Source organism: Methylophilus sp. YYY-1, from assembly GCF_029132825.1.
Taxonomy (GTDB): domain Bacteria; phylum Pseudomonadota; class Gammaproteobacteria; order Burkholderiales; family Methylophilaceae; genus Methylophilus; species Methylophilus glucosoxydans.
In genome coordinates this window covers 351,751-377,143 of sequence record NZ_WOVG01000002.1, presented here as the reverse complement: position 1 = coordinate 377,143, position 25,393 = coordinate 351,751, and the positions used below count along the sequence as shown (strand labels likewise).

Here is a 25,393-nt window from a genome sequence, read left to right as displayed (position 1 = left end):
GCCTATTGTAATCACAAGCGGCGTGCGGTGGACGGGCAAAAAGAGGGAATAAATCCCGCTAATTACTCAGCAAGCTTTCGCTGCAAAAAGGCCAAACAATCAGCCACTTGCAGGTTTTGTGCTTCAGCATCGGTGCGGCCTTTGTATTCCACCTTGCCTTCAGCCAGGCCACGGTCACCAATTACCACGCGGTGCGGAATACCCATAAGGTCACTTTCTGCAAACATGACCCCCGGACGCTCGCCACGGTCATCGAGCAAGACATCTACACCCGCCTGTTGTAGTTGCGCATAGAGCTCAAACGCGGCCTGTTTGACGGCCTCACTCTTATCGAGGCCGATCGGGCAGATCACCACCGCAAACGGTGCCATGCTCAATGGGAAAATAATGCCCTTGTCATCATTGCCCTGCTCAATTGCTGCCCCCACAATCCGTGACACGCCAATGCCATAACAGCCCATTTCCATCACTTGTGATTGGCCGTTTTCGTCCAGGTAAGTCGCCTGCATGGCTTCTGAATACTTGGTGCGCAATTGGAAAATATGGCCGACTTCAATGCCACGGCACAAACTCAGGCTGCCTTTGCCATCCGGGCTCGCATCGCCTTCTACCACGTTGCGGATATCGGCCACGATGGCTGGCTCAGGCAAGTCGCGGCCAAAGTTGACCCCTGCCAGGTGAAACTTAGGTCTATTGGCGCCACAGACAAAGTCACTCATCAGGGCCACGGTTCTATCAGCCACCACGCGTACATTGGCATTCACGCCAACCGGGCCAATAAAACCAGGCGGGCAGTTCAGGTTGGCGCGGATTTCCTCTTCTGTTGCCAGACGGAACTCTTTCACGCCCTCTACCTTGCCGAACTTCACTTCATTGAGTTGATGATCACCGCGCAACAAAGCCAGCGTAAACACACCATCCACCAGCAAGGCCACCGACTTCACGGTTTTGCTCACAGGCACTTCCAGCAACTTGGCCACATCTTCACACGTGGTCTGCTTGGGTGTATCCACTTCACGCATGGCTTCTGTGGCTGCGGCACGACTGCCAGTCGCCACGGCTTCGGCCAGTTCTACGTTAGCCGCGTAATCAGATTGCTCGCAATAGGCCAGTGCATCTTCGCCACTGTCTGCCAGTACGTGAAACTCTTGCGAACCGTCGCCACCAATGGCGCCAGAGTCAGCTTTCACCGCGCGGAATTTGAGACCCAGGCGCGTAAACACATTGCTGTAAGCGGTGTGCATGGTGTTGTAGGTATTCACCAGGCAATCGACGCTGGTATGGAAAGAGTAGGCATCTTTCATCAAAAATTCGCGGGCACGCATCACGCCAAAACGCGGGCGAATCTCATCACGAAACTTGGTCTGAATCTGGTAAAAGTTAAGCGGCAACTGTTTGTAACTACTGATTTCCTTACGCGCGATGTCAGTAATCACTTCTTCATGCGTGGGGCCAAAGCAGAAGTCACGCTCGTGCCTGTCCTGAATTTTAAGCATTTGTGGGCCAAACACCGCCCAGCGGCCAGTTTCTTCCCACAACTCTTTAGGCTGCACGGCTGGCATCAACAGCTCCAGCGCCCCCGCCTTGTTCATCTCGTCGCGCACAATGTTTTCCACCTTACGCAATACGCGCAAGCCCAGCGGCATCCAGCTATACAAACCGCTGCCCAGCTTCTTGATCAAACCGGCACGCACCATGAGTTTGTGGCTGATCAGTTCAGCGTCTGAAGGAGCTTCTTTTTGGGTAGCAATGAAAAATTGTGAGGCGCGCATAAGAATAACTTTAATTAAAATCCGAAAGCGCGATTTTAGCCTTATTCGCTGGCGGCGTCATCCGCGCCTACTCGACAGTCGCCTCTTTTTGCTGTGGCCGTTGCAAGATCGGACTATCGGTAGGAATGTATCCGTCTTTCCAGGTCGCCATCGGGATGATGGTGGCCGGATAGCCGTTATCGTAGAACCAGCTATCAACCGCATATTCAGCTTGATTGGCCTGCTCACGGATGACGGCGGCAGTATGTGGCCAGCCGGTTAGAAAAAACTTGCGGGTGCGGGTATCCAGAATGTCATGGTAACGGATCAGGCCAGCTTGCTGCATCAGCCGCAGATAGGTCGTACTGTTGATCGCTTCGTCGTTGCAGTCTTGTTGATGCAGGTACTCACTGTTGTTAAACGTCCCGGCGCGGTCTGCTGCAGTACCAATTTTGGTACCTACCATGTCCTCCAGCAGGCCGATGGCTTTTGCAATGGCCTGGCGTTCGGCCTCTGCATTCGCTGGCAGCGGCGTAAATAGTTGCTCGACATTGTCCCATTCGGCAGGGCTCAGGCTCAGCACGTCTGACTGGACACAGCCACCGCCCTGGCATATCTCAAAAGCTTGCAGGGTGGGGGGGCTGTGATAAATTCGATAGATGTCTTTGAGATCGGCCTGTGCTGGCATCGCGCCCGATAAACAGGCCAATACAAAACCGGAGAACAGGTGTGCACTAGAGAATAAGGACGCGGTTAGACAACTCGTCACGCGGCACAGCTTCGGGCGGAAAATGCGCTGCCAAATGTTGGCCAATGGCCTGAATACCGTAAACCACACCTGCTTCAAACTGCCCACTTCTGAACATCCCTTCCATCTGCTGGCAAATCTGCTGCCAGCCTGCTTGCCCCACCTGCCGATGAATACCGCGGTCGGCGACAATTTCAACATCCTGATCGGCCAGACACAGGTAAATCAGTACGCCATTGTTATGCTCGGTATCCCAGATATTCAAATGACCAAACAAGTGAATGGCGCGTTGCCGTGGGGTGAGCCCTCGCAGGATAGCATAGGCGGGCAAGCCAGACTCAATCACCACGCGTATTTCACCGGCATGACGGTGTTCATTTTGTGAGATAGCACTTTCAATATTGGTCAGCGCCTGTGCAGAAAACAGCGCCTTGACCTGGCGAGGATGACTCCAGGCATGCTTAAACCAGCGTTTGAGAGGATGAATGGGTTTCATGTGTTTAGTTTACCAATCGCCGGAAGCACCACCGCCGCCAAAATCACCGCCACCGCCACTGAAAATATCCGGCCCACGGCTGCCGCCTGAGTAGCCGCCAAAGCCGCCCGCAGAATACGGCATACCACTGCCACCGCGCCCGCCCATGGCCAGTGTAAAGACAAATGCCGCCAGGCCGACCAAGCCCATGACCAGCAAGGTGGCCCCCAGGAATCCTGCCAGCACACCCAACGCACCGCCTGTCACCAGGCTGCCCGGAAAATCCCCTAACATGCTCTTGAAAATCGCCCCGGCGATAATGGCGGCAAACATCAATATCGGCAGCATGGTCATCCAGCCGTCCGCATTTGAGTGATGCGAGGATGATTTATCCGCTGCGGGCAGTTGCTCGCCTTGTATCAGCTTGATCAAGGTATCTGTGGCCAGATTCAGGCCGTTGTAAAACTGTCCCTGCTTGAAGGCCGGTGCCATTTGCTCGGCAATAATGCGCTTGGCAATCGCGTCAGGAATCGCCCCTTCCAGGCCATAACCGACTTCAATGCGCATTTTTTTGTCGTTTTTGGCGACGATCACAATCACGCCATCATCCTGCTTATCGCGGCCAATTTTCCAGGCTTCGGCCAGGCGAATGCCAAATTGCGCGATGTCTTCTGGCTGCGTGCTGGGCAAGATCAGTACCGCGACCTGCGAGCCAGCTTGCTGTGCAAACTGGCTCAGCTTCTGGTTCAGGGCCGCTTGCTCTTCAGGACGCAAGGTCTGCGTCAAATCAGTGACCGCAGCCTGTAAAGCAGGGATAGCAACCAGATCTTCTGCATGGCTAACCAGCGCCATGCAGAACAGGCACCAGGTAAGAAATAATGCTCTTAAGCGCAAAGCCACCCGCCGTTACTTGCTGTCACCAAAATCGACTTTAGGCGCGCTAGAAATGGCTTTTTCGTTTTCTACCGTAAACGTTGGCTTGGGCTGATAACCAAACATCATGGCGGTCAGGTTGTTCGGAAAGCTGCGTACAGCGACGTTGTACTGCTTCACGGATTCGATGTAACGGTTACGCGCCACGGTAACACGGTTCTCTGTGCCTTCCAACTGCGCCTGCAAGTCCCTGAAACTGGCATCTGCCTTCAGGTTAGGGTAATTTTCTGACACCACCATCAAGCGTGACAAGGCACTGGTCAATTGACCTTGGGCCGCCTGAAACTTGGCAAACGCCTCAGGATCATTCAGCAGCTCTGGCGTCACTTGCATGCTGCCAACTTTGGCGCGCGCCTCGGTCACCTCAGTCAGTACTTTTTCTTCGTGGCTGGCATAGCCTTTGACTGTCGAAACCAGATTAGGCACCAGATCGGCCCGGCGCTGGTACTGGTTGAGCACTTCAGACCAATTGGCTTTGGTTTCTTCATCCAGGCTTTGGAACTGGTTATAACCACAACCAGACAGGCTAAGTGTCGCAGTCAGCAACAACAGAGTGAATAAACGGCGCATATTTGAGACTCCAGTCTTCAATCACTTAAAAATATTTGGTGGTGACGGGCTTGCCACGATTGGTTAGCCACATTCAAACACTCCACAACACTGCAATAGATGCGGCCAAAGAAGTGTTTATTCAAGCCATCAGTTCGCTTTTCTTTGCAAGTAACAGGCACAAGTCCTGCCATACCTCACGCTTGAGCGCAGGTGTTTGCAACATCGCAGCCAAGTCATGCGTCACCACACACCACAAGTCGCCTACCGCATGCAACTGACCACGCACGGTTGCGATCTCGGTATGTTGGGCATTTAAAAACTGATTGGCGGCCGCCAGGCCAAACAGTACACAAAAGCGGCTGCTGACCTGTGCGCGTTGCAACGGTTCATGAGTCACGGTCACCTCATCAGCAGGTAACTGCATGGCTTGCATGATGTTTTGCAGCAATTGCTGGCTGGGGGCGTCAACGGGGCGTGTCGAATAGATCAGCCAGGGAGACTGAATCAGCGTTGCAACGCTCTCGGCTGGCGTCTCAGCGGGGATATCCTCTACAGGGTGATCCACCTCAAGCGCCAGCACTGGCGCGTCAAGCGACACGCTGTGCACGGGGGCCTCTTCAGCAACTTTTGTATCCCAGTTAGAGGGGGAAACATGTGCTGACTCCGCTGTAGCAAGCACTTGTGCCATGGTTGGTGACTCAGTGACAGATAACTCGGGAGGGGTCTCTGTCACATCTGGAGGGACCGCTTTTTCTGCGACAAGGGTCACTTGCTCGCCCACAGACACAGGCGCTGTTTGCGGCATGGCAGCAGCCATCTCCAGCACTGGCGGCATGCGCACATGCCATGCCGGCAACAACTCCAGTTCACGCAGCATATCGTCACGGGTCAAGCTCATCATGCCCTCCTGCTCATAAGGCCAAGCCCATCAGCACCGCATCCTCGCGGCCGCTCTTGGTCGGATAATAATTGCGGCGTATGCCCATTTCACAAAACCCCACCGCCTCATACAAGGCAATCGCGGACGTATTGCTGACCCGCACCTCAAGAAACATATTGGCCGCCTGATAGCGACGAGAGATGGCAATCATCTGCGCCAGCAACGCACGCCCCAAACCCTGCCCCTGAAACGGTTTTGCAACACTGATGTTGAGCAAGTGGGCTTCATCCAGCACCATCATCACCAGCGCATAGCCGACCAACTCGCCCGCCAACTCCATGACCCAGGCGCTATGGCCTGCATTGAGGGAGTCCCTAAAATTCCCCAGGGTCCACGGATGACTGTAAATGGTGGGTTCGATACGCATCACGGCAGACAGATCCTGGTCTGTCATCGGCCTGAAGCTGGGTTGAGAGTGTGGTAACGCGCTCATACTGGCCCTTACAAGGTCTGGCCTTGCGCACGCTCGGCGGCAGTCAACGCCACCCGGTTGCGCACATACAAAGGGGCCGCCTCATGGGCCGCCTGCCCTTGCCCAGCCACAAACAATGGCTGCGCCAACGCGAGCATGGCACTGGCTTTAGGCAAACATTCAGGGGCAAATTCACTCACCTGCCCTGCATATTGCGCGGACAAGTCCTCGGCAAACACCCGCCACCCCGAGCCCGCCCCCAACCAACCTTCGCCCGCTATTGCAGGCACCTCATGTGGCTTACACACCACCGGCGGACTCACCGCCAGCCACTGATCCATTTCGCGGATAAAAGCAGCATGATAGACCTCGCCCATACGCGCATCCAGGCACACCAGCACCTTCTCGGACTGCGTTTGCTGCCATGCCGTCTCTGCCACGGCCAACACCGAACTGACACCAATCACTGGCAGGTTAGCGCCAAAGGCCAAGCCTTGCGTCACCCCGACTGCCACACGCACCCCCGTAAACGCGCCCGGGCCCGTGCCATAGACAATCCCATGCAACTGGGACAACTTGACCCCGGCCTGGATCAGCAAGTGTTGTATTTCTGGCAAGATGCGCTGAGAAGCCGCCGGACCGGTCACTTCATCAAACGTCAACATACCGGCCTCGGTTTGCAGGGCCAGTGACAGGGTTTCGGTGGAGGATTCGATGGCAAGTAATTTCATGGTACGCAGATTAATAACGATGCTTTTCCTCAGGAAAACACCCGGTCTTTACGGCGTGCACATAACGCTCCACCGCGCCCTGCACACTGCCGCCCTGTTGCAAAAAGTTTTGCACAAACCTGGGCGCTTTGTAGTCTTGCGGCGCTTTGTCGGCGGGGCCAGTATAAATGCCCAACAAATCTTGCAATACTAGCACCTGGCCGCTACAGCCTGTCCCGGCGCCTATGCCTATGGTAGGCACCTGAATCGTTTGCGTAATCTGCGTCGCCAGAGCGGCGGGCACCATTTCAAACAGCACCATACTGACGCCGACAGCGGCCATCGCTTGCGCATCGGCCAGCATGGCGCGGGCGCTTTCTTCGGTCTTGCCCTGGATTTTATAGCCGCCCAGCTTTTCAACCGATTGCGGGGTAAAGCCAAGGTGCGCACAGACCGGCACACCGTTTTCAATCAGATAGCGCGCGGTTTCGACCATGTCTCCACCGCCTTCGATTTTGACAATATGCGCGCCTGCCGCGAGTAGGGTTTGTGCGTTAGTGAGCGCAGTTTCTCTATCATGCTCATAGCTGCAAGCAGGCATGTCACTCATGATGACCGTATGCGGCGCGCCTCTGGCGACCATACGGGTATGGTAAATCATGTCTTGCATGGTGACGGCGAGCGTGTTGCTGCCGCCTTGTATCACCATGCCGAGTGAATCCCCGACCAGCAATACATCCACTCCCGCCAATGCCAGCAACTTGGCAAAGGTGGCGTCATAGCAGGTCAGCATGGCAATCTTCTCGCCCGATCTGGCCCTGGTGATCAGAGTATTCAGCATGTCGTTATGTCGTTTTAAAAGGCTGCCCGCAAAAAGCACATGCGTCGCAGCAGACCCGCATCAGAAATTAGGATTAAAGTACTCGCGGCTGCTCTTGATCTGGCCTATGCGTTCGATCAGCAAATCAAAGGCTTCCGGGTCTTTAATGATATTGAGCTTTTCGTTGTTGACGATCAGCAAAGGTGAAGCATCATAAGCATGAAAGAATTCACTGTAAGCCTCAGCCAGACGCGCAATATACTCGCGCGGCATGTCTTGCTCATAGCTGATATTGCGCTCTTCAATACGATCCATCAAGGCATCGACCGGGGTTTGCAGATAGACCACCAGGTCAGGCTTGGGTGCCTTCAGCTGCAAGTGCTGGTAAATTTGATGGTAAAGCGAATACTCTTCATCATCGAGATTCAGGCGCGCAAACAGCGGGTCTTTTTCGAGAAAGAAGTCAGACACCGTAGGCTGGCCAAACATGTCACGCTGCGCCATATCCTCAATCTGCCGTGAACGCTGAAACAGGAAAAACAGCTGCGTAGGCAAGGCGTAGCGTTGCGCATCCTGATAAAAGCGGGTCAAAAAAGGATTGGCTTCGGCTTTTTCGGAGAGTAACTCTACCGAAAACTTGTCTGCCAGCATGCGGGCCAGCGTGGTTTTGCCACTGCCAATAGGACCTTCAATGACAACATAAGGAAAGCGGGTAAACATGGAGATTGCTCGTCTAGCGGATTGAATTCGGATCCAGTTTGCGCACGTCGTCGTGCTTGTTTGTTGTCAACCATTCTACAACACTCTGCCCGGATGGCAGCACAAAGTCCGGCACAATTTCAGCCAGCGGCACCACCACAAAGCCGCGCATGTGCATGCGTGGATGCGGCAGGGTGAGCAGCGGTGTATCCAACTGCATGCCGTCATAATCGAGCAGATCCAAGTCCAGAATCCGTGGCGCATTGGGAAAGGGGCGCTCGCGGCCAAACTGCTGTTCTATCTCCAACAGCAATTGCATGAGGTGTGGCGCCTCGATCTCGGTCGCCATTTGCACCACGGCATTGATAAAGTCTGGCTGGTTATCATACCCCACAGGGGCGGTGGCATAGAGGCTAGAAGCTTGCAGCAGCGTCAAGCCTGGCGTCTGCGCCAACACTTCAATGGCTTTGCTAACCTGCCGCTCTGGCTGCTGCAAATTGCCGCCCAGGGCAATCAAGGCTATCGCCATCAGGCCAGGTCTCCACCCGCCGGTTTTTTCTTGCGTGGCTTGCGTCTACGTTTTTTCGGTCCGCTTTCCGGTAGCAGCATGGCGGTACGCTCTTCTGTGCCGGCATCGGCAAAACGCGTCCACCAGTCACCGATTTCTTGCGGCAGCTCGCCAGAGGCACAGCGCAACAGTAGAAAATCATAGCCGGCGCGATACCGCGGATGCGTGAGCAAGGCATATGGCCGCTTGCCCGAGCGCTGTTCAAAGCGCGGCTGCATCGCCCAGATTTCTTTCATGGTGGTCGTATAGCGATTATGAATCGCCATCTTCTCGGCTTGCTTGTCGATGACTTCGTTCATCGCCTCATGCAGCGCAGGAATCATATGTTCGCCACGCTTCTGGTTTTCTTGCCAGGCAAGCAAGACTTCATGCCACAACAAGGTTGCAAACAAAAAGCTGGGGTTGGATGACTTGCCGGACGAAATGCGCTCGTCGGTATTCTTAAGCGCCAGCATGACAAACTTCTCGCCCATGGGCTGCTCAAGTATCACATCCAGCAACGGCAACAAGCCGTGATGTAACTGTTGCGCACGTAAAGCATTGATGCTTTCAATGGCATGCCCGGACAAGAACAGCTTAAGCATTTCATCAAACAAGCGGCTAGGCGGCACGTCTTCAAGTAAATCGGCCAGCTTGCGAATCGGGGTCTCGGTATCTCGCTCCAACTTCAAGCCCAGTTTGGCTGACAAGCGCACGGCGCGCAACATACGCACCGGGTCTTCCTGATAACGCTTGATCGGGTCGCCGATGATACGCAAGGTTTTGGCACGAATATCGGCCACCCCATTATGAAAATCGAGCACTTCCTGCCGCTTGGGGTCGTAATATAAAGCATTGGCGGTGAAGTCGCGGCGCACCGCATCCTCTTCTATGCTGCCAAACACGTTATCGCGAATGATACGGCCACTGTCATTGGTTTCAGCATCGCCCTCACTCAGGTGATGCCCGCGAAAGGTAGACACTTCTATAGTCTCATGCCCCCATAACACATGCACCAGCCGGAAACGGCGGCCAATAATACGCGAACGGCGGAAAACCTTATGCACCTGCTCAGGGGTGGCATTGGTTGCCACATCAAAGTCTTTGGGCGGATGATCAAGCAGCAAATCGCGCACTGCGCCGCCGACGATATAAGCCTGAAACCCGGCCTTTTGCAGCTGGTCGCAGGTTTTGAGGGCCGCCTGGCTGATATGTTTCTGGTTGATTTTGTGCTTGCCCGCCTGGATGATTTGTGCCGCTGGCAATTGAGTGTGTGTATTCGCGCTGGCACGCCGACGGAATACTTTCTGCAGTAATTGTTTAATCATTATTTTGCAATTCGAGCGTCAGCCTGCGCCGCGCTACAGTTTATGTTGGTTATTCCACAAGACATCCGGCACACCCGCATGCCGGTTTAAGGTACGACAGAGGACAAACAGCAAATCGGACAAACGGTTCAGGTATTGCAAGGCCACGGGCGTCACCGGTGCTTGCGCATGCAAGGCATGCAACACCCGCTCGGCACGCCGACACACCGTGCGTGCCAAATGACACACCGCGGCTGCCCGACTGCCGCCAGGTAATATAAACTCTTTTAACGGCGTCAATGCTTCGTTCCAGGTATCCAGCGTCATTTCCAAAAACGCGACACGGCCAGCCTGCATAAACGTATGCCCTGGCATACACAATTCACCGCCCAAATCGAACAAGTCATGCTGTATCGCCAGCAGACTGTCACGCACATCCTCAGGCAAGGTTTCAACCAGCAACATGCCTAACACCGCATTCAGCTCATCCACGTCACCCATGGCTTCCACGCGCAGATCAGACTTTGCGACGCGCGTGCCGTCGCCCAGCCCGGTCGTACCGCTATCGCCGGTACGCGTGTAAATCTTGCTCAGCCGGTTGGCCATCCCTGTCACCCGTATAAAATCCGATATAATCCAGCCATTATAAATCATACCGTGCCATTTCGATGTGCTCAGCGATTGCAGTCAACGCCCCAATCGGGGTCATGGATTCCGGGGTCGGCGGCCTCACCGTCCTCAAACACTTAACCCGCCAGCTGCCACACGAGCATTTCTACTACTTTGCTGACAGCGCACATGCGCCTTATGGCAACAAAACGGCGACAGAAATTCAGCAGCGCTGCTTTACCATCGCCGACACCCTCATCGACCAAGGTGCAAAAGCACTGGTCGTCGCCTGTAACACCGCCACTGCCGCGGCCATCAGCGCCATGCGCGAGCGTTACACTCTACCCATTATAGGCATGGAACCCGCCGTCAAACCCGCGGCAGCGGCCAGCAAAAACGGCATCATCGGCGTGCTCGCAACCACTGGCACGCTTAAAAGCGCACAATTCGCCGCCCTGCTCGAGCATTACGGTCAGGGTGTACAAGTCGTGACACAAGCCTGCGTGGGACTGGTAGAGTGCATTGAACAGGGGCAGCTGGATACCCCACAGACACTGGCTCTATTGCAACAATACTGCCAACCGTTGATGGCAGCAGGCGCAGATACCATAGTGCTGGGCTGCACACACTACCCGTTTGTTAAAAAGCATATTCAAGAGATTGTGGGGCCCGAAGTCACCTTGATTGATACCGGGGCTGCGGTTGCCAAGCGCCTACATCAGGTGCTAGAGCAAAAGCAGATGCTTAATGTTGCCACTGAGGCTGGGGATTTTGTGTTTTTGACCAGTGGGACGGAAGAAACTCAGCAAGTAATGCAAGCCTTGTGGAGCAACTCGGTTTAGCTGATTACGAATAGGAACATCCTAAAAAAGTAATTTTTTATTTATCACTTAAAAGACTCTTCAACTCGTCGCATTCACAGACTACTCTTTCGCCTCTCGTCGAGTCACTTTCTGGTGCTGGCCCCCAGAAAGTACCCAAAGAGGACGACACCCAGCCATCACGGCCTTGCGGCTCCCTTGCGTTGTTGGCTACGGCCGCTGCGCTTAACATCGCTACGCGAGTTAGCCTACGCCGTAACAGACTGCTTCACAGTCTTAGTTATCAACAAAGTGGGCGTCCATCGAAACTCGCCCTAACAGCTTGCACACTACGCAAGCTGCCGCGGAACGCGAACAGCCGATGGCCGACAACTCCCACTTCGCCTGCGCTCCTCGGCGTGATGGGATGGGATTTTTCTCATCTAAGTAGCACTGTTGAATTTTGAACAGTGGCATTTCAAGATCACAAAGGGCGGCGCTCATGGGTTTTTGGGCCCCTATCTGACGCGCCGAGTAGCGCAGCCAAAACAAGGGAGAAGGGAGCGACTGTTCGAGTCCCGCAGCAGCTTACGTATTTTGTGAGCTGCCAGGTCGAGTTTCGTGACCGCTTGTTTTGGTGAGCAACGCAGGGATCTAGCGGAAGCTAGGGTGCATTTCTTTTGGTTACTTAGTTCTTTGGGCAAGCAAAGAAAAGTGACTCGCCGAAGGGCGAAACAGAGCATGACATAAAACAAACACCAATCCGCGTGGGCATACATGCCCACCCTGCAACTTGAACAACGGCTTCTACATACGCCAACCATTGCGCCAGCATAGCGCATAATTTGGGAACCCTACTCCAAAGTGGAATTAAGGAAATTCAGACACCGTGTTACAGAGAAACAAAAGAATGATCTTCTAAAATCATTCCCAATCGCACAACCCAAACCTGCAACAAAAAACCCACGCGCTGCGTGGGTTTTTTTGACTTAATGGTGATGCACCTGTGTGCCGGGTTTCAACCGGTATTTCGTCCCGCAGTACGGGCAAGACACCTGCCCCGTTTTCGCCACATCCAGAAACACTCTTGGATGTGATGCCCACAAGGCCACTTCTTTGGTTGGGCAATGCAATGGCAAGTCTTTGCCGTCTACTTCAAACTCTTTGACATCAGACATTCAAACTCTCCAGCAAACAGGCAACAATTCATTAAACCAGGGTCAGCCAGTGAGCGTACTTGGCGTTTTTCCCTTTAACCACATCAAAATACATACTTTGCAGTTTCTCGGTGATCGGGCCACGGGTGCCTTCGCCAATGGCGCGGTTATCCAGTTCACGAATAGGCGTCACTTCAGCAGCAGTGCCAGTGAAGAAGGCTTCGTCAGCGCTGTAGACTTCGTCACGCGTAATGCGTTTTTCAATCACTTCAAGGCCCAGCTCTTCTTTGGCCAGGTGAATGATGGTGTCACGGGTGATGCCTTCCAGCGCAGAGGTCAGGTCTGGCGTGTACAGCTTGCCGTTACGGATGATGAAAATGTTTTCACCGGAACCTTCAGCCACGAAACCGTCCACATCCAGCAACAGCGCTTCCTGGTAACCATCCTGCGCCGCTTCCTGGTGTGCCAAGATGCTGTTCATATAGTTGCCATTGGCTTTGGCTTTACACATGGTGATGTTGACGTGGTGACGCGCAAAAGAAGACGTTTTTACGCGAATGCCTTTGGTAATCGCCTCTTCGCCCATGTAAGCACCCCAGCTCCAGGCGGCAACAATGACGTGAGTAGATAAGGTTTTGGCAGAAATGCCCATGGCCTCTGCACCATAAAACGCCATTGGGCGCAGATAGCCAGAGTCGAGATTATTCTCACGCACGGCAGCTCTTTGCGCTTCGGAGATAGTCGCTTTATCAAACGGCATTTTCATGCCGAGGATATGCGCACTGCGGAACAAACGGTCAGTATGCTCTTTCAGGCGGAAAATGGCCGTACCCTTATCCGTTTTGTAGGCACGCACCCCTTCAAACACGCCCATGCCATAGTGCAGGGTGTGGGTTAATACATGGGTGGTGGCGTCACGCCAGTTGACCATTTTGCCGTCGTACCAGATAACGCCGTCACGGTCTGCCATCGAACTCGGTATTGCCATTTAAACTCGCCTTTAATCCGTCAGTCATCAAAAACCAGTATTGTAAACTAATCTGCGCGCTTTTCGCCTATGCTAGAATCCATTTCAATGATGATTTACAAGGATTTTTTGCATGCCTGTGCGATTTAAGTGGCTTTATCTGGTGTTCTCGCTATTGAGCATGCTGCTGGTGGCTTGCCAGCAAGGGCCCTCTGCCCGCTTTATTGGCACCGACCTGACTGGTACCCAGTTTGGTCAGCCGCTGTCTCTCACCGATCACACGGGCAAATTGCGTCATATGAGCGACTTTAAAGGCAAGGTCGTGGTGATGTTTTTTGGTTACACGCATTGCCCGGATGTTTGCCCCACTACCATGACCGACCTGAAAAAAACCATGCAATTACTCGGTGAAAAATCCAACGATGTACAGGTGCTGTTTGTGACGGTAGACCCGGAGCGCGACACGCAAGCGGTGTTGGCGCAGTTCGTCCCCGGCTTTGATGCGCGTTTTATTGGCTTGCGCGGCACCCCGGCTGAAGTGGCGGCCAATTTGAGCGAATATAAGGTGTATGCTGCCAAAGTCAGTGAGCCGGGAAAATCAGGATACACCATGGACCACAGTGCAGGCTTGTATGTGTTTGATAAGACTGGCGCACCGCGTGTTTACGAGGGCTATGGCGAGAAGCCAGAGAATATTGCGCATGACCTCTCGTTGCTGTTATAGCCTCGCTGGCTGGAATGATTCACCCCAAACGCATCAAGAACGATTGTCATTTATGTTTCTATTTAAAATATCATTTAAAATCAAATAGTTACATAAAAATTTCAATTGCATCAATTTATTTTTGCTGTATGATGGCTAGCATCTGAAACGTGCAAGGAGCCGTCATGAAGGGCGACAAAAAAATCATAGAGATACTGAACGACTTGCTGGCAGGCGAGTTGTCCGCCACTGATCAATACCTGATTCACGGTGAAATGTATGCCGATATGGGCCTGGGCAGCTTGGCAGAGCATAGCCTGCATGAATCGCTGCACGAACGCGAACATGCACGTGCCTTGATACAGCGCATTCTGTTCCTCGAAGGCAAACCCAATCTGGCCAAGCGTGAATCACTCAATATTGGCAAGGATGTAAAATCCATGCTGGAGTCTGACCTGGCGTTGGAATACACCGTGGTCAAACACCTGAAAAAGGCCATGGAAGCCTGTGAACAAGCGCAAGATTACGTCACCCGCGAAATGTTGCTGGTGCAACTCGAAGATACCGAAATGGACCACGCCTACTGGCTGGAAAAACAGCTCAATCTGATCAAACTGGTGGGTATCGAAAACTACTGCCAGAGCCAAATGGGCAGCAGCCCTTCTGCTGCATAAGGAGTATCACGCATGCAAGGCGATAAACAAATCATTACCACCTTGAACAAGGTGCTTAAAAACCAACTGACGTCGATCAACCAATATTTTTTGCATGCGCGCATGTTCAAAAAATGGGGGCTCGAGCGACTGAATGACTACCAGTACAAACAATCTATCCGCGTCATGAAAGAAGCGGACGAGGTGATTGAACGCATTCTTTTTCTGGATGGCCTGCCTAACCTGCAAAATCTTGGCAAGTTACTCATAGGCGAAGAGGTGGTGGAATGTCTGCAGGGCGACCTGAGCTTTGAAAAAGAAGTGCAGCGCCCGCAACTGGTAGAGGCGATTGCAGAAGCCGAGAAACTGCAAGATTACGTCACACGCGACTTGTTAACCGAGTTGCTTGAAGCGTGTGAAGAAGCCATTGACTGGCTGGAAACCCAGCAAAGCCTGATCGAAGACGTGACCCTGCCGAACTACCTGCAATCACAGATTGAGTCTGATTAGCTGATACATGCCAGTGAATCATTGAATTAAGCCGCGAAAGCGGCTTTTTTTATGGCTGCAAGGAACCATATGCCGCTTGACAAAGTCACATTAAATGATAATAATTATCATTAGTGAACTTAATTAGAGGCAATATGTACGTTTGCGTGTGTAATGCAGTGACAGAGCGACAGATTCATCAAGCAGTGAAGAATGGCGCAAAAACCGTCAAGCATTTGAAAGATCAACTGGGCCTAGGGGCAGAATGCGGCAAATGTGCCAGCTGTGCCAAAGCCTGCCTGAAAGAGGCACATGCAGAACAACATCCGGGCCTGGTTAAAAAACTGATCCAGTTAACACCTGTACAATTAGGCGCCGCCTGATTACATACAGTTTCAAAAAGGGGCTATAAGCCCCTTTTTTATTGCCCGCTTTTGGCAAACATCACTCTTGCCAATCACGATCTTCTCCGCGCGCGGAAGTGAGCCAAAAACAACTCTCAGCGCTTGTCTAATCTCTCAAAACACAGTTACTTTTAACCATCCTACTTGTTAGCTGGCGTTAACTCGTGCTCAAGAACATACCGAATCGTCCTGCCTAACATCGGGATAGTACGTTTCAGTGAAAGGTCAGGATTCCTGATTAACCGGATAGTAAAGCCTTCAAACAAAGAAGCTATCAAATTACAAGCGGTATCTAGCGCCTCTTCTGAGATGTTCATTTGCCGTTGCATCATTCCTTTACGAAAATAACTTTTGATACTTTCCATGGCCGTGGCTTCTGCGCGGCGGATGATATTGGCAATTTTTGGATTGCGTGCGGCCTCGGCAATCACCTCCAGCAATAAGGGCGCATCTGGATCATAGAAAGTATCCATCGCAGTCGTTTCAACGTCAGCAATCAGGGCATCAAAGATATCACCGTCGCCCCGGTTTTGCTCAACGCGGTTAGTAACATTCAGTATTTTGAGCAAATCTTTTTCCACGATCGCCTCAATAATGGCCTCTTTATTCTCAAAGTAATGATAGATGTGCCCAACACTCATGCCCGAGGCTTTGGATATCTGGGACATGCTGGTGCCATGAAAGCCCTGGTTTCTAAAGCACTCAGTCGCGGCCGTCAGCACCTGGTTGCGCCGGAGGTCCGCACGGCTGTTCTGTATGTTCGAGAGGGACATGACTTCTCCTGTCATCATTAAAAATAAAAGTTGCTTTTTTAGTATTCTATATTAGAATGATCATTCAATCTAGAATGAATACTCAATCTAATTTAAGGAAACCTGAAAAAAAACCATTTTCATGGCGGTACTTAAAAGGAGAATCCTATGAAACCAACATTACAGACCATGCGTTTGGCGACGGCATTTCCGGTATTGCTCGCTTTATGTGAATTACTTACCAGTTGCCATCAGGGCGCTGCCCCTGCACCGGCAGCCCCTCCGCCAGCAGAAGTGGAAGTCATTAACCTCCAGCCACAATCGGTTAACCTGAAAACCGAGTTACCTGGACGCACTTCCCCCTTTCTGGTTTCGGAGATCCGGCCGCAGGTCAGTGGTATTTTGCAAAAACGCTTGTTCACCGAAGGGACAGATGTCAAGGCGGGCCAACAGCTGTACCAAATTGACCCTTCCACATACAAGGCTTCATTAGACAGTGCGCAGGCAAGCCTGAATAAAGCCCAGGCGAATCTTGTGGCTGCAAAAAGCAAGGCTGAGCGTTATCACGAGCTGGCGAGCATACAAGCCGTGAGCAAGCAGGATCTGGAAGATGCGCAATCAGCGCTGGATCAGGCGCAGGCAGAGGTAGATTTGGCGAAGGCCGCATTGCAAATAGCAAAAATCAACCTGGCATATACCAGCGTCCTGGCGCCGATTTCTGGACGGGTGGCGAAATCGAACATTACACCGGGCGCCCTGGTGATTGCGAACCAGGAAACCATGCTGACCAATATCCAGCAGCTTGATCCCATTTATGTCGATGTGACCCAGTCTAGCGCTGATCTGTTGCGGCTGCGCCATGACTGGGAGAGTGGCCGCCTCAAGAAGGCAGGAGAAAATCAGGCCGAAGTGAAACTCGTCCTTGAGGATGGCAGTACCTATGCACTGACTGGCAAGCTGGCATTTGCAGACATTACCGTAAGCCAGTCGACAGGCACAGTGTCGCTGCGGGCCATATTCCCCAACCCCAAAGGCGTACTCTTACCGGGCATGTATGTGCGCGCAGTGCTGGAACAAGGCGTTGCAGAAACCGCCATCCTGGTGCCACAACGAAGCGTGAGTCGCGACGCCAAAGGGGACCCTGTCGTGTATGTGCTGGACAAGGATAGCAAGGTGCAACTCAGGAATATTCAGGCGGACAAGACGCTGGATGGCCAGTGGGTGGTACGCCAGGGCCTGAATGCAGGCGACAGACTGGTAGTGAATGGGCTGCAAAAAATACGGCCTGGAATGCCAGTAAAAATTGTGTCGACCGACAAAAGCCGCTCAACCAAGCCAATATAGGGAGTCATCATGTCTAAATTTTTTATTGACCGCCCTATTTTTGCCTGGGTGATTGCGATCGTGATCATGCTGGCAGGCATACTCGCGATCCGGTCATTACCGATTGCGCAATACCCGATGATTGCACCGCCTGCGATCTCCATCACGACCACTTACCCGGGCGCCTCGGCCAAAGCGGTGGAAGACAGCGTCACGCAGGTGATCGAGCAAAAAATGAAAGGGATAGACCACCTGACCTATATGTCGTCGACCAGCGACTCTGCAGGCAGCGTCACCATTACATTGACCTTTGACGCCGGAACCGATCCGGATATTGCACAGGTTCAGGTCCAGAACAAGCTCGCACTGGCCACCCCGCTCCTGCCTCAGGATGTGCAAAAACAAGGCGTACAGGTCGCCAAAGCTTCCAATAACTTCTTGATGGTGGCGGCGTTCATCTCAGAAGACAACAGCATGTCTAGCATCGACCTGGGGGACTATGTCGGGTCTAATATCCAGGACATTATCAGCCGGGTCAATGGCGTAGGCGATACGCAGATTTTTGGCACCAAATATGCCATGCGGATATGGCTGGATCCGGCCAAGCTGCACAACTTTGGCCTGACACCCGCCGAAATCAGCGCGGCCATCACGGCACAAAATGCCCAGGTATCCGCAGGTCAAATCGGTGGCATGCCTGCCAAAAAAGGGCAAGAATTAAATGCCACGGTGACGGCGCAAAGTCGTTTGCAAACACCCGAGCAGTTTGGGCAGATTTTATTAAAAAGCACCGCCAATGGGGCTGCGGTCAGATTGCAGGATGTCGCCCAAATTGAACTCGGTGGCGAAAGCTATGAGGTTGTCGCTCAATATAACGGCAAACCGGCAACAGGCCTGGCAATCAAGCTGGCAACCGGCGCCAATGCGCTGGAAACGGCTCAAGCCGTCAAGGCTAAACTGCTTGAGCTGGAGCAGTTTTTCCCGGCGGGCATGAAGGCGGTGATGCCGTATGACACGACCCCCTTTGTCAAAGTCTCCATCGAGGAAGTCATCAAAACGCTGGTAGAAGCCATCATCCTGGTATTCCTGGTGATGTATCTTTTCCTGCAAAATATCCGTGCCACACTTATCCCGACCATTGCCGTGCCTGTGGTTCTGCTGGGGACATTTGCCGTGTTATCCGCTACCGGATACTCGATCAATACGCTGACCATGTTTGCCATGGTACTGGCGATTGGCCTGCTGGTAGACGATGCCATTGTGGTGGTAGAGAACGTCGAGCGGGTGATGCACGAAGAGGGGCTGTCTGCCAAGGAAGCCACCAGTCGTTCCATGACGCAAATTAGTGGGGCCTTGATCGGCATCGCCCTTGTGCTCTCGGCGGTATTCGTCCCCATGGCATTTTTCGGCGGCTCTACCGGCGTCATTTACCGGCAATTCTCCATCACAATCGTATCGGCCATGGTGCTTTCAGTGCTGGTAGCCCTGATTCTGACGCCTGCCCTATGCGCCACCTTACTGAAACCACACAGCAAGACACACAACCCGTTGACGGGTGCTTTTAAGGTATTTAATCGAGGAGTGGAACGTACCACCCAGGGCAGTCAATCCGTGGTTGCCCGTATGCTGCATCGTCTTGGCCGCTACGGACTGATATATGCACTGATTGTTGTCGTGATGGCCCTATTATTTGTCCGTTTGCCGCAGGCTTTCTTGCCTGATGAAGACCAGGGTATCCTGTTTACGCAAGTGATCTTGCCTGCCGGGGCAACAACAGAGCGCACCCGGGCAGTCCTAAACAAGGTAGAGCATCATTTCCTGGCCGAACAAAAGGAGGCTGTCGCATCCGTGTTCACGGTGTCTGGCTTCAGCTTTGCGGGGAGTGGCCAGAACAATGGGCTCGCCTTTGTCAGCTTGAAAGACTGGTCAGAACGTAAACGACCTGACCTGAAAATATCAGCGGTGATCGGAAAAGCCATGGGCAAATTCTCAACCATTAACGAGGCCATGGTCTTTGCATTCGGCCCGCCAGCCGTGGTCGAGTTAGGAAATGCTTCGGGTTTTGACCTCCAGTTGCAAGACCGGGCAGGCCTTGGGCATGAAGCCCTCATGCAGGCACGCAACCAACTGCTGGGGATGGCCTCGGCGAATCGCTCATTGGTCGGGGTGCGGCCAAACGGGCAGGAAGACTCACCAGAATACAAGCTGGATATTGATCAAGCCAAAGCCAGTGCCCTGGGCATTTCCCTCGCGGATATCAATTCAGTGCTTTCCACCGCCTGGGGGAGCACTTACGTCAATGACTTTATGGACCGCGGCCGGGTCAAGCGCGTGTACCTGCAAGGCGCCACTTCAGCACGGATGGAACCCAAGGATTTTGATCAGTGGTATGTGAAAAATGCCAGCGGTGAAATGGTGCCATTTTCTTCATTCGCCAGCGCACACTGGGCTTATGGGTCACCCAAGCTGGAACGCTATAACGGTCAATCCTCGGTAGAAATCCTGGGCGCCCCGGCACCGGGGCATAGTACCGGCGAGGCGATGGCCATCATGGAATCATTGGCGGCAACCCTGCCTCCCGGCATCAGCTACGAGTGGACAGGATTGTCATACCAGGAGCGCATGACCGGTTCACAAGCCCCCGCGCTGTATGCTTTATCCCTGCTCATTGTGTTTTTATGCCTCGCAGCATTGTATGAGAGTTGGTCCATTCCATTTGCAGTCATGCTGGTGGTGCCCCTGGGGATCGTCGGCGCCTTGATTGCAGCGTCCATGCGGGGACTCTCCAACGATGTGTATTTCCAGGTTGGCTTGCTGTTGACGATAGGCCTGTCTGCCAAAAATGCCATCCTGATTGTGGAGTTTGCGAAGGAAAAAATGGAGCAAGGCAAAGAAATGACAGAGGCCACATTAGAGGCGTTAAGGCTGCGCTTCCGGCCAATTATCATGACATCGCTGGCCTTCATCCTTGGCGTGCTGCCGCTTGCCATTTCGACTGGCGCAGGCTCTGGCGCCCAAAATGCGCTGGGCACAGGCGTGATTGGCGGCATGCTGACAGCCACCGTACTGGCCATTCTGTTTGTACCACTGTTTTTCGTGGCGGTACGCAGGATATTCAAAGGCTAAGGTCGCTCATTAAAAGGAATAACGAACATGAATAAATCACGCTATCCCATTGTGATTGCCAGCCTGCTGCTGGCAGGCTGCATCAACATGCAACCCAACTATGAAAGGCCTGCAGCACCGATTCCTGCACAATGGCAGCCATCGTCAGGCCAAGCAAAACTGACGGGAGACACACTCTCGGCTGAATTGGGCTGGGAGCAATTTTTTACCGACAACGAATTGAAAAAGTTGATCCGGCAGGCGCTGGAAAACAACCGTGACTTAAGGGTCGCCTCGCTCAATATCGAAAAGGCGCGTGCCCAATATCAGATCCAGCGGGCGGCCCTGTTTCCCAAGGTGAATGGCACGGTCAGCGGGACCAATCAACGGATGATGCTGAACTTGCCGACCGGACCCATGACATTTAACAGCCACCAGTACTCGGCAAACCTGGGATTCTCTTCCTATGAGATGGACTTTTTCGGGCGCATCAGCAGCCTGCGCGATCAGGCCGTGTATCAATACCTGTCAACAGAAGAGGCCAAGAGAAGCGCCCAGATCAGCCTGGTGTCTGAGGTGGCGAACGCCTACCTGACATTGGCCGCAGATAGTGAAAACCTGGCGCTGGCACGGGAAACCTTGCGCACCCAACAGGCGACTTTCGACTTGAGTAAACGGCAACTGGCTTTGGGCAGTATCAATGAGCTGACGCTGCGGCAAGTGGAAACCAGCGTGGAATCTGCCCGCGTCAATGTCGCCAAATATATGACCCAGGTAGACCAGGATAGAAACGCGCTGGCCCTACTGGTGGGTGAGCCTCCGAATATCAATCTTGAACAGGTGAACAATTTGCAGGCCGTCTCCCAAACCGCCAGCCTGCCTGATGGCCTTCCCTCTACGGTCTTGCAGAACAGGCCGGACGTGCTGGAAGCAGAGCGCACGCTTCAGGCCAATAACGCCAATATTGGTGCGGCCAGAGCAGCCTTCTTTCCGACCATTTCATTGACGGCATCCGCCGGTTTGGCCAGCCCGGAGTTGGGGAGCCTGTTTAGCGGCAATAACCATGTCTGGAGTTTTGCACCGCAAATCGTACTGCCCATCTTCAATGGTGGGTTAAACAAGGCCAACCTGAAGGTTGCCGAAGTCAGCCGGGAGATTAGCGTGGCGCAATATGAAAAAGCGATTCAAACCGCGTTCAAAGAGGTCTCTGACGCGCTGGCATTGCGTGCCACGCTGGAAGAACAATTGTCGGCACAAACGGCACAGGTGAATGCCACGCAAAGAAGCTTTGTACTATCACGCGCCAGATTCGAGAAAGGCCTGGATAGTTACCTGACGGTACTGGATGCGCAACGTAGCTACTACGCTGCGCAACAGAATCTCATCAGCGTCAGGCTGTCGGAAGTCTCCAATCAGGTGACCTTATATAAAGTCCTGGGGGGCGGCGCATTCTGACATCAGGAGCACAAAGGAAACGCGGGCGATCGCCCCCTGACCCGCCAGCGGCCTGGCCATTCGCCTCACTAACCCTTTTAGCACTCAGGTACACAATCATCCAACATTGCCCCTAGCCAGAGAGGCTGGGGCAGCATACCATGTCAGCAAACAGGTAATCATCGTATGCAATCCCCAGATGACAGACACATCGCACGCCACTCTTACCCCATATACACTGGGGCTGTTACTTCTCCCGCCCCTGCTTTGGGCAGGTAATTTTATCGCAGGCCGCGCCGTCAGCCATGAGGTGCCGCCCGTTGCTTTATCCCTGATCCGCTGGGGCCTGGCGTTTTTATGCTTGCTCCCTTTTGCGATCAAACCTTTTTTGCGTGACCGCGTCCACTACCTAAATTACCGCTGGCATGTGCTAGGGACCGCAATGACGGGCGTGCTTGCGTTTAACCTGATGGTGTACTGGGGCTTGCATAGCACCAGCGCAACCAACGGCATTATTTTGAATTCGTTTATTCCCTTTCTAGTCGCAATCTTTGGCGGGTTGTTTTATCAGCAACGCTTATCGACCCGTCAATTGCTCGGGCTACTGATTTCACTGATCGGCGTCCTGACGGTCGTCTCGCATGGCGATATACAAGTGCTGCGATCGCTGGCATTTGCTCCTGGCGATATGATTATTTTTGTCGCCATGATCTGCTGGGCGTTGTTTACCTTGTGGCTAAAACAGATTCCAGTTTTTGTTGACCGCACCGGACTCATGCTATGCCAGGTCCTGATTGCGCTGATTTTATTGTTACCGCTCTATATTTGGGAGAAGCAGACCGCCGTGACAACGGTAGACCATGTACAAACTGTCTGGTCACTGCTTTATATTGGGATTTTTCCTTCGGTGATTGCTTTCCTGGCTTATGCCAAGGCCGTCACATTGGTCGGCTCGGTGCGCGCCAGCGTGTTTATTCATGCCATGCCGATTTTTGGCTCCTTACTCTCCAGCGTATTATTGAGCGAACCCTTTCATGGCTACCAACTGGCAGGCATGCTGACGATCTTTTGTGGTATTGGGCTGGCGAACACCGGCAAGCCTCACTAAAAGCCTGATGAATCAAGCCATGCGATGCAGGATAGGCGACAGGGCCTTTAACGCTTTCTCAGCATGTTCGTATTGCGGAAACAAACTGGCCTGCACCGCATAAAACCTAGCTGAATGATTCATTTCTTTCAGATGCGCCATTTCATGACACACCACATATTGAATCACATGCGGCGGCGCCTGGATCAAGCGCCAGTTCAGGCGAATCTGCTTGCGGCTATTGCAACTGCCCCAGCGTGACTTGGCATTGGAAAGTCCGACGCCACTGACCTGCTCGCCCATCTGGGCGGCAATCAAGGCAACGCGGCGTTTAAAATCAGGCAAAGCCTGCTGCGCATACCATTGCAGCACTTTGCGCGCGACCCAGTCGGGATTGTTGATATAAGGTGAACGGACCAGCAGCTTGTCCCCCTCTAGCGTGACTGCCTTACTGGTGGGATGCGCAACCAGGGTCAGCACAATATCCTGGCCCATGAACAACAGCGGCTCACCATCCAGCCATTGCATGGGGGCCACCTGATTAGCCTCACGTAGGGCCAGCTTTTGCTGTATCCAGCTGGATTTTTCCTGCAAAACTTGCTGCAATTGCGAGGTAGAAATGCGCTTGGGCGCATGGACCACCAAGCCCTCGGCCGTGATTTTAAGGCCTATGGTTCTACGTGCCCGCAGATCCAGCTGGTAAGCAATCGTTTGCCCGTTAGGCAGTTGCAACTGCTGCGTGATCACAGATGCTGCATCTCCGTTTCAATCCATGTTTCGACTTGCTGATTCAGTGCATCCGGCTTGAGGCCGTTGGTGGCGATGGCTGGGCCGATCACCACCTGAATCACGCCTGGATATTTAAGGATGGAGTTTTTACGCCAGTAGCGGCCTGCATTGTGCGCCACCGGCAACACCGCGGTTTGGGTATGGCTCGCCAGCCAGGCGCCACCAATATGATACTTGGCGCGGGCACCGGGGGCGGTACGTGTGCCTTCCGGAAAAATCACCACCCACAAGCCACGCTTGAGCCGGTCTTTGCCGTGATTCACTAACTTTTTAAGCGCTTCGCGGCCACTGCTGCGGTCAATCGGAATCGAGCCCACCGCCCACAAACCCCAGCCAAAAAACGGGATCATCAGCAACTCTCTTTTGAGCACCCACACTTGCGGCGGCAAAATGGTTTGCAGGGCAATGGTCTCCCAGGCAGATTGATGTTTTGCCAGAATAATACTGGGCGTGGCCGGGATATGCTCGCGGCCACTGACTTCATAACGCAGATTGCAGGTGACCTTCAGCCACCACATGACGGCATGTGCCCAACCACTGACCCAGCGTGAACGCGTCACCGCAGGCAGCGGAATCAGCACGATTGCCAACAATGAAAATGGAATGGTCAGCACAAACAGGCCAACATAAAACAGCCAGGCCCGCACATACAGCAGCACGGTTTGCATTACTTGTCCCCGGCGATGATGTGCTGTACCGCAGCGGCCAAATCAGCCACCACAATCGTGTTTGCAGGCACTTCGGACAAGTTATAAGTTTCTTCGCCCTTGCCGGTGCGCACCAGGTAAGGCTGGCAACCGGCTTTGGCGAAGGCCTGCAAGTCTCGCAAGGCATCGCCCACGCCTGGCACTTTGGTCAGCTCAACATTAAAACGGCGGCTGATTTCTTCCAGCATGCCGGTCTTGGGCTTGCGGCAGTCACAATGGGCATCGGCCGCATGTGGACAATAAAAGACGGCGTCAATACGACCACCGACTTGCGCCAAGGCTTTGTGCATTTTGTCGTGAATGGCATTGAGCGTGGCCATATCAAAATAGCCGCGCGCGATGCCCGACTGATTCGTCGCCACCGCCACCCGGTAGCCATGCTGGTTGAGCAGCGCAATTGCCTCCAGGCTCCCCGGAATCGGAATCCATTCGTTAGGATTTTTGATAAAGGTCGCGCTGTCGCGGTTAATCACGCCGTCACGATCAAGAATGACGAGTTTCATGGCTACACTCCTGACGG

The 25,393-nt window shown here is 53.3% G+C and carries 28 protein-coding genes; 9 read left to right on the top strand and 19 right to left on the bottom strand.

The features are described from left to right. Positions 1-62: 62 nt before the first annotated feature. From GOC95_RS08455 to GOC95_RS08395, 13 genes are all read right to left on the bottom strand, one after another. Complete coding sequence (locus GOC95_RS08455; protein WP_275356669.1) at positions 63-1,772, bottom strand: proline--tRNA ligase; 1,710 nt, start codon at positions 1,770-1,772, stop codon at positions 63-65. Between the two features lie 67 nt (positions 1,773-1,839). Beyond that, positions 1,840-2,520, bottom strand: coding sequence for a hypothetical protein (locus GOC95_RS08450; RefSeq protein WP_275356667.1), 681 nt, complete (start codon positions 2,518-2,520; stop codon positions 1,840-1,842). Further along, complete coding sequence (locus GOC95_RS08445) at positions 2,486-2,995, bottom strand: TPM domain-containing protein (RefSeq protein ID WP_275356666.1); 510 nt, start codon at positions 2,993-2,995, stop codon at positions 2,486-2,488. The genes GOC95_RS08450 and GOC95_RS08445 overlap by 35 nt, the downstream gene beginning before the upstream one ends. Positions 2,996-3,004: 9 nt before the next feature. Then, positions 3,005-3,826 (bottom strand): YgcG family protein, encoded by an 822-nt coding sequence (locus GOC95_RS08440; RefSeq protein ID WP_275356665.1) that lies wholly within the window; start codon positions 3,824-3,826, stop codon positions 3,005-3,007. Positions 3,827-3,880: 54 nt separating this feature from the next. Continuing rightward, the gene (locus GOC95_RS08435; RefSeq protein WP_194749326.1) at positions 3,881-4,477 is read right to left on the bottom strand and encodes a LemA family protein; all 597 of its coding nucleotides are present in this window, start codon (positions 4,475-4,477) and stop codon (positions 3,881-3,883) included. 121 nt (positions 4,478-4,598) lie between these two features. Then, complete coding sequence (locus tag GOC95_RS08430; RefSeq protein WP_275356664.1) at positions 4,599-5,360, bottom strand: DNA polymerase III subunit psi; 762 nt, start codon at positions 5,358-5,360, stop codon at positions 4,599-4,601. Positions 5,361-5,370: 10 nt separating this feature from the next. Continuing rightward, the gene (gene rimI / locus GOC95_RS08425) at positions 5,371-5,832 is read right to left on the bottom strand and encodes a ribosomal protein S18-alanine N-acetyltransferase (RefSeq protein ID WP_275356663.1); all 462 of its coding nucleotides are present in this window, start codon (positions 5,830-5,832) and stop codon (positions 5,371-5,373) included. 8 nt (positions 5,833-5,840) lie between these two features. Next, the gene (gene tsaB, locus GOC95_RS08420; RefSeq protein WP_275356662.1) at positions 5,841-6,542 is read right to left on the bottom strand and encodes a tRNA (adenosine(37)-N6)-threonylcarbamoyltransferase complex dimerization subunit type 1 TsaB; all 702 of its coding nucleotides are present in this window, start codon (positions 6,540-6,542) and stop codon (positions 5,841-5,843) included. Positions 6,543-6,552: 10 nt separating this feature from the next. After that, positions 6,553-7,362 (bottom strand): 3-methyl-2-oxobutanoate hydroxymethyltransferase, encoded by an 810-nt coding sequence (gene panB / locus GOC95_RS08415; RefSeq protein WP_275356661.1) that lies wholly within the window; start codon positions 7,360-7,362, stop codon positions 6,553-6,555. A 60-nt stretch (positions 7,363-7,422) separates the two neighbouring features. After that, positions 7,423-8,067 (bottom strand): deoxynucleoside kinase, encoded by a 645-nt coding sequence (locus tag GOC95_RS08410; protein ID WP_194749415.1) that lies wholly within the window; start codon positions 8,065-8,067, stop codon positions 7,423-7,425. Between the two features lie 7 nt (positions 8,068-8,074). Beyond that, the gene (gene folK, locus GOC95_RS08405; RefSeq protein ID WP_275356660.1) at positions 8,075-8,569 is read right to left on the bottom strand and encodes a 2-amino-4-hydroxy-6-hydroxymethyldihydropteridine diphosphokinase; all 495 of its coding nucleotides are present in this window, start codon (positions 8,567-8,569) and stop codon (positions 8,075-8,077) included. Next, a complete protein-coding gene (pcnB, locus tag GOC95_RS08400; RefSeq protein ID WP_275356659.1) occupies positions 8,569-9,915 on the bottom strand; it encodes a polynucleotide adenylyltransferase PcnB in 1,347 nt (448 codons plus the stop codon). Before pcnB ends, folK begins: the two co-directional genes overlap by 1 nt. 33 nt (positions 9,916-9,948) lie before the next feature. Beyond that, entirely contained in the window at positions 9,949-10,500 is a 552-nt protein-coding gene (locus GOC95_RS08395; protein ID WP_194749321.1) for a cob(I)yrinic acid a,c-diamide adenosyltransferase, read from the bottom strand. 62 nt (positions 10,501-10,562) lie between these two features. Between GOC95_RS08395 and murI the strand changes: the two genes are divergently transcribed. After that, positions 10,563-11,345: a glutamate racemase gene (gene murI / locus GOC95_RS08390; protein WP_275356658.1), complete on the top strand. Its 783-nt coding sequence runs from the start codon at positions 10,563-10,565 to the stop codon at positions 11,343-11,345. Positions 11,346-12,292: 947 nt separating this feature from the next. Here the strand turns inward: murI and GOC95_RS08385 are convergent. Both GOC95_RS08385 and GOC95_RS08380 read right to left on the bottom strand, forming a co-directional pair. Further along, positions 12,293-12,481: a zinc-finger domain-containing protein gene (locus GOC95_RS08385; RefSeq protein WP_194749319.1), complete on the bottom strand. Its 189-nt coding sequence runs from the start codon at positions 12,479-12,481 to the stop codon at positions 12,293-12,295. A 31-nt stretch (positions 12,482-12,512) separates the two neighbouring features. Then, positions 12,513-13,448, bottom strand: a complete 936-nt coding sequence (locus GOC95_RS08380; protein WP_275356657.1) for a branched-chain amino acid transaminase — start codon at positions 13,446-13,448, stop codon at positions 12,513-12,515. A 112-nt stretch (positions 13,449-13,560) separates the two neighbouring features. Between GOC95_RS08380 and GOC95_RS08375 the strand changes: the two genes are divergently transcribed. The 4 genes from GOC95_RS08375 (at position 13,561) to GOC95_RS08360 (ending at position 15,655) form a co-directional block, all read left to right on the top strand. After that, complete coding sequence (locus tag GOC95_RS08375; RefSeq protein ID WP_275356656.1) at positions 13,561-14,151, top strand: SCO family protein; 591 nt, start codon at positions 13,561-13,563, stop codon at positions 14,149-14,151. A gap of 164 nt (positions 14,152-14,315) precedes the next feature. Then, positions 14,316-14,804, top strand: coding sequence for a bacterioferritin (gene bfr / locus GOC95_RS08370; protein ID WP_194749316.1), 489 nt, complete (start codon positions 14,316-14,318; stop codon positions 14,802-14,804). 12 nt (positions 14,805-14,816) lie between these two features. After that, on the top strand, positions 14,817-15,293 hold the full coding sequence (gene bfr / locus GOC95_RS08365) for a bacterioferritin (protein WP_194749315.1): 477 nt from the start codon (positions 14,817-14,819) through the stop codon (positions 15,291-15,293). A 134-nt stretch (positions 15,294-15,427) separates the two neighbouring features. Further along, positions 15,428-15,655, top strand: a complete 228-nt coding sequence (locus GOC95_RS08360) for a (2Fe-2S)-binding protein (RefSeq protein WP_275356655.1) — start codon at positions 15,428-15,430, stop codon at positions 15,653-15,655. A 161-nt stretch (positions 15,656-15,816) separates the two neighbouring features. On the opposite strand, the gene GOC95_RS08355 is transcribed toward GOC95_RS08360, so the two are convergent. Beyond that, positions 15,817-16,449 carry a TetR/AcrR family transcriptional regulator gene (locus tag GOC95_RS08355; RefSeq protein WP_275356654.1) on the bottom strand — a complete coding sequence of 211 codons (633 nt, stop codon included), beginning with the start codon at positions 16,447-16,449 and terminating at the stop codon, positions 15,817-15,819. A 147-nt stretch (positions 16,450-16,596) separates the two neighbouring features. Between GOC95_RS08355 and GOC95_RS08350 the strand changes: the two genes are divergently transcribed. The 4 genes from GOC95_RS08350 (at position 16,597) to GOC95_RS08335 (ending at position 23,398) form a co-directional block, all read left to right on the top strand. After that, the gene (locus GOC95_RS08350) at positions 16,597-17,772 is read left to right on the top strand and encodes an efflux RND transporter periplasmic adaptor subunit (protein WP_275356653.1); all 1,176 of its coding nucleotides are present in this window, start codon (positions 16,597-16,599) and stop codon (positions 17,770-17,772) included. A gap of 9 nt (positions 17,773-17,781) precedes the next feature. Continuing rightward, a complete protein-coding gene (locus GOC95_RS08345; RefSeq protein WP_275356652.1) occupies positions 17,782-20,877 on the top strand; it encodes an efflux RND transporter permease subunit in 3,096 nt (1,031 codons plus the stop codon). 27 nt (positions 20,878-20,904) lie between these two features. After that, positions 20,905-22,311 (top strand): efflux transporter outer membrane subunit, encoded by a 1,407-nt coding sequence (locus GOC95_RS08340; RefSeq protein WP_275356651.1) that lies wholly within the window; start codon positions 20,905-20,907, stop codon positions 22,309-22,311. A 178-nt stretch (positions 22,312-22,489) separates the two neighbouring features. Continuing rightward, entirely contained in the window at positions 22,490-23,398 is a 909-nt protein-coding gene (locus GOC95_RS08335; protein WP_275356650.1) for a DMT family transporter, read from the top strand. Positions 23,399-23,410: 12 nt separating this feature from the next. Here GOC95_RS08335 and GOC95_RS08330 read toward each other — a convergent pair whose 3' ends face one another. Genes GOC95_RS08330 through gmhB form a run of 3 tightly spaced genes read right to left on the bottom strand, consistent with a single transcriptional unit; the run spans position 23,411 to position 25,376 of the window. Beyond that, complete coding sequence (locus GOC95_RS08330) at positions 23,411-24,124, bottom strand: SprT family zinc-dependent metalloprotease (protein ID WP_275356649.1); 714 nt, start codon at positions 24,122-24,124, stop codon at positions 23,411-23,413. Beyond that, positions 24,121-24,834, bottom strand: coding sequence for a lysophospholipid acyltransferase family protein (locus GOC95_RS08325; protein ID WP_275356648.1), 714 nt, complete (start codon positions 24,832-24,834; stop codon positions 24,121-24,123). The genes GOC95_RS08330 and GOC95_RS08325 overlap by 4 nt, the downstream gene beginning before the upstream one ends. After that, positions 24,834-25,376, bottom strand: coding sequence for a D-glycero-beta-D-manno-heptose 1,7-bisphosphate 7-phosphatase (gmhB, locus tag GOC95_RS08320; protein WP_194749307.1), 543 nt, complete (start codon positions 25,374-25,376; stop codon positions 24,834-24,836). The genes GOC95_RS08325 and gmhB overlap by 1 nt, the downstream gene beginning before the upstream one ends. Between the last annotated feature and the right edge of the window lie 17 nt (positions 25,377-25,393).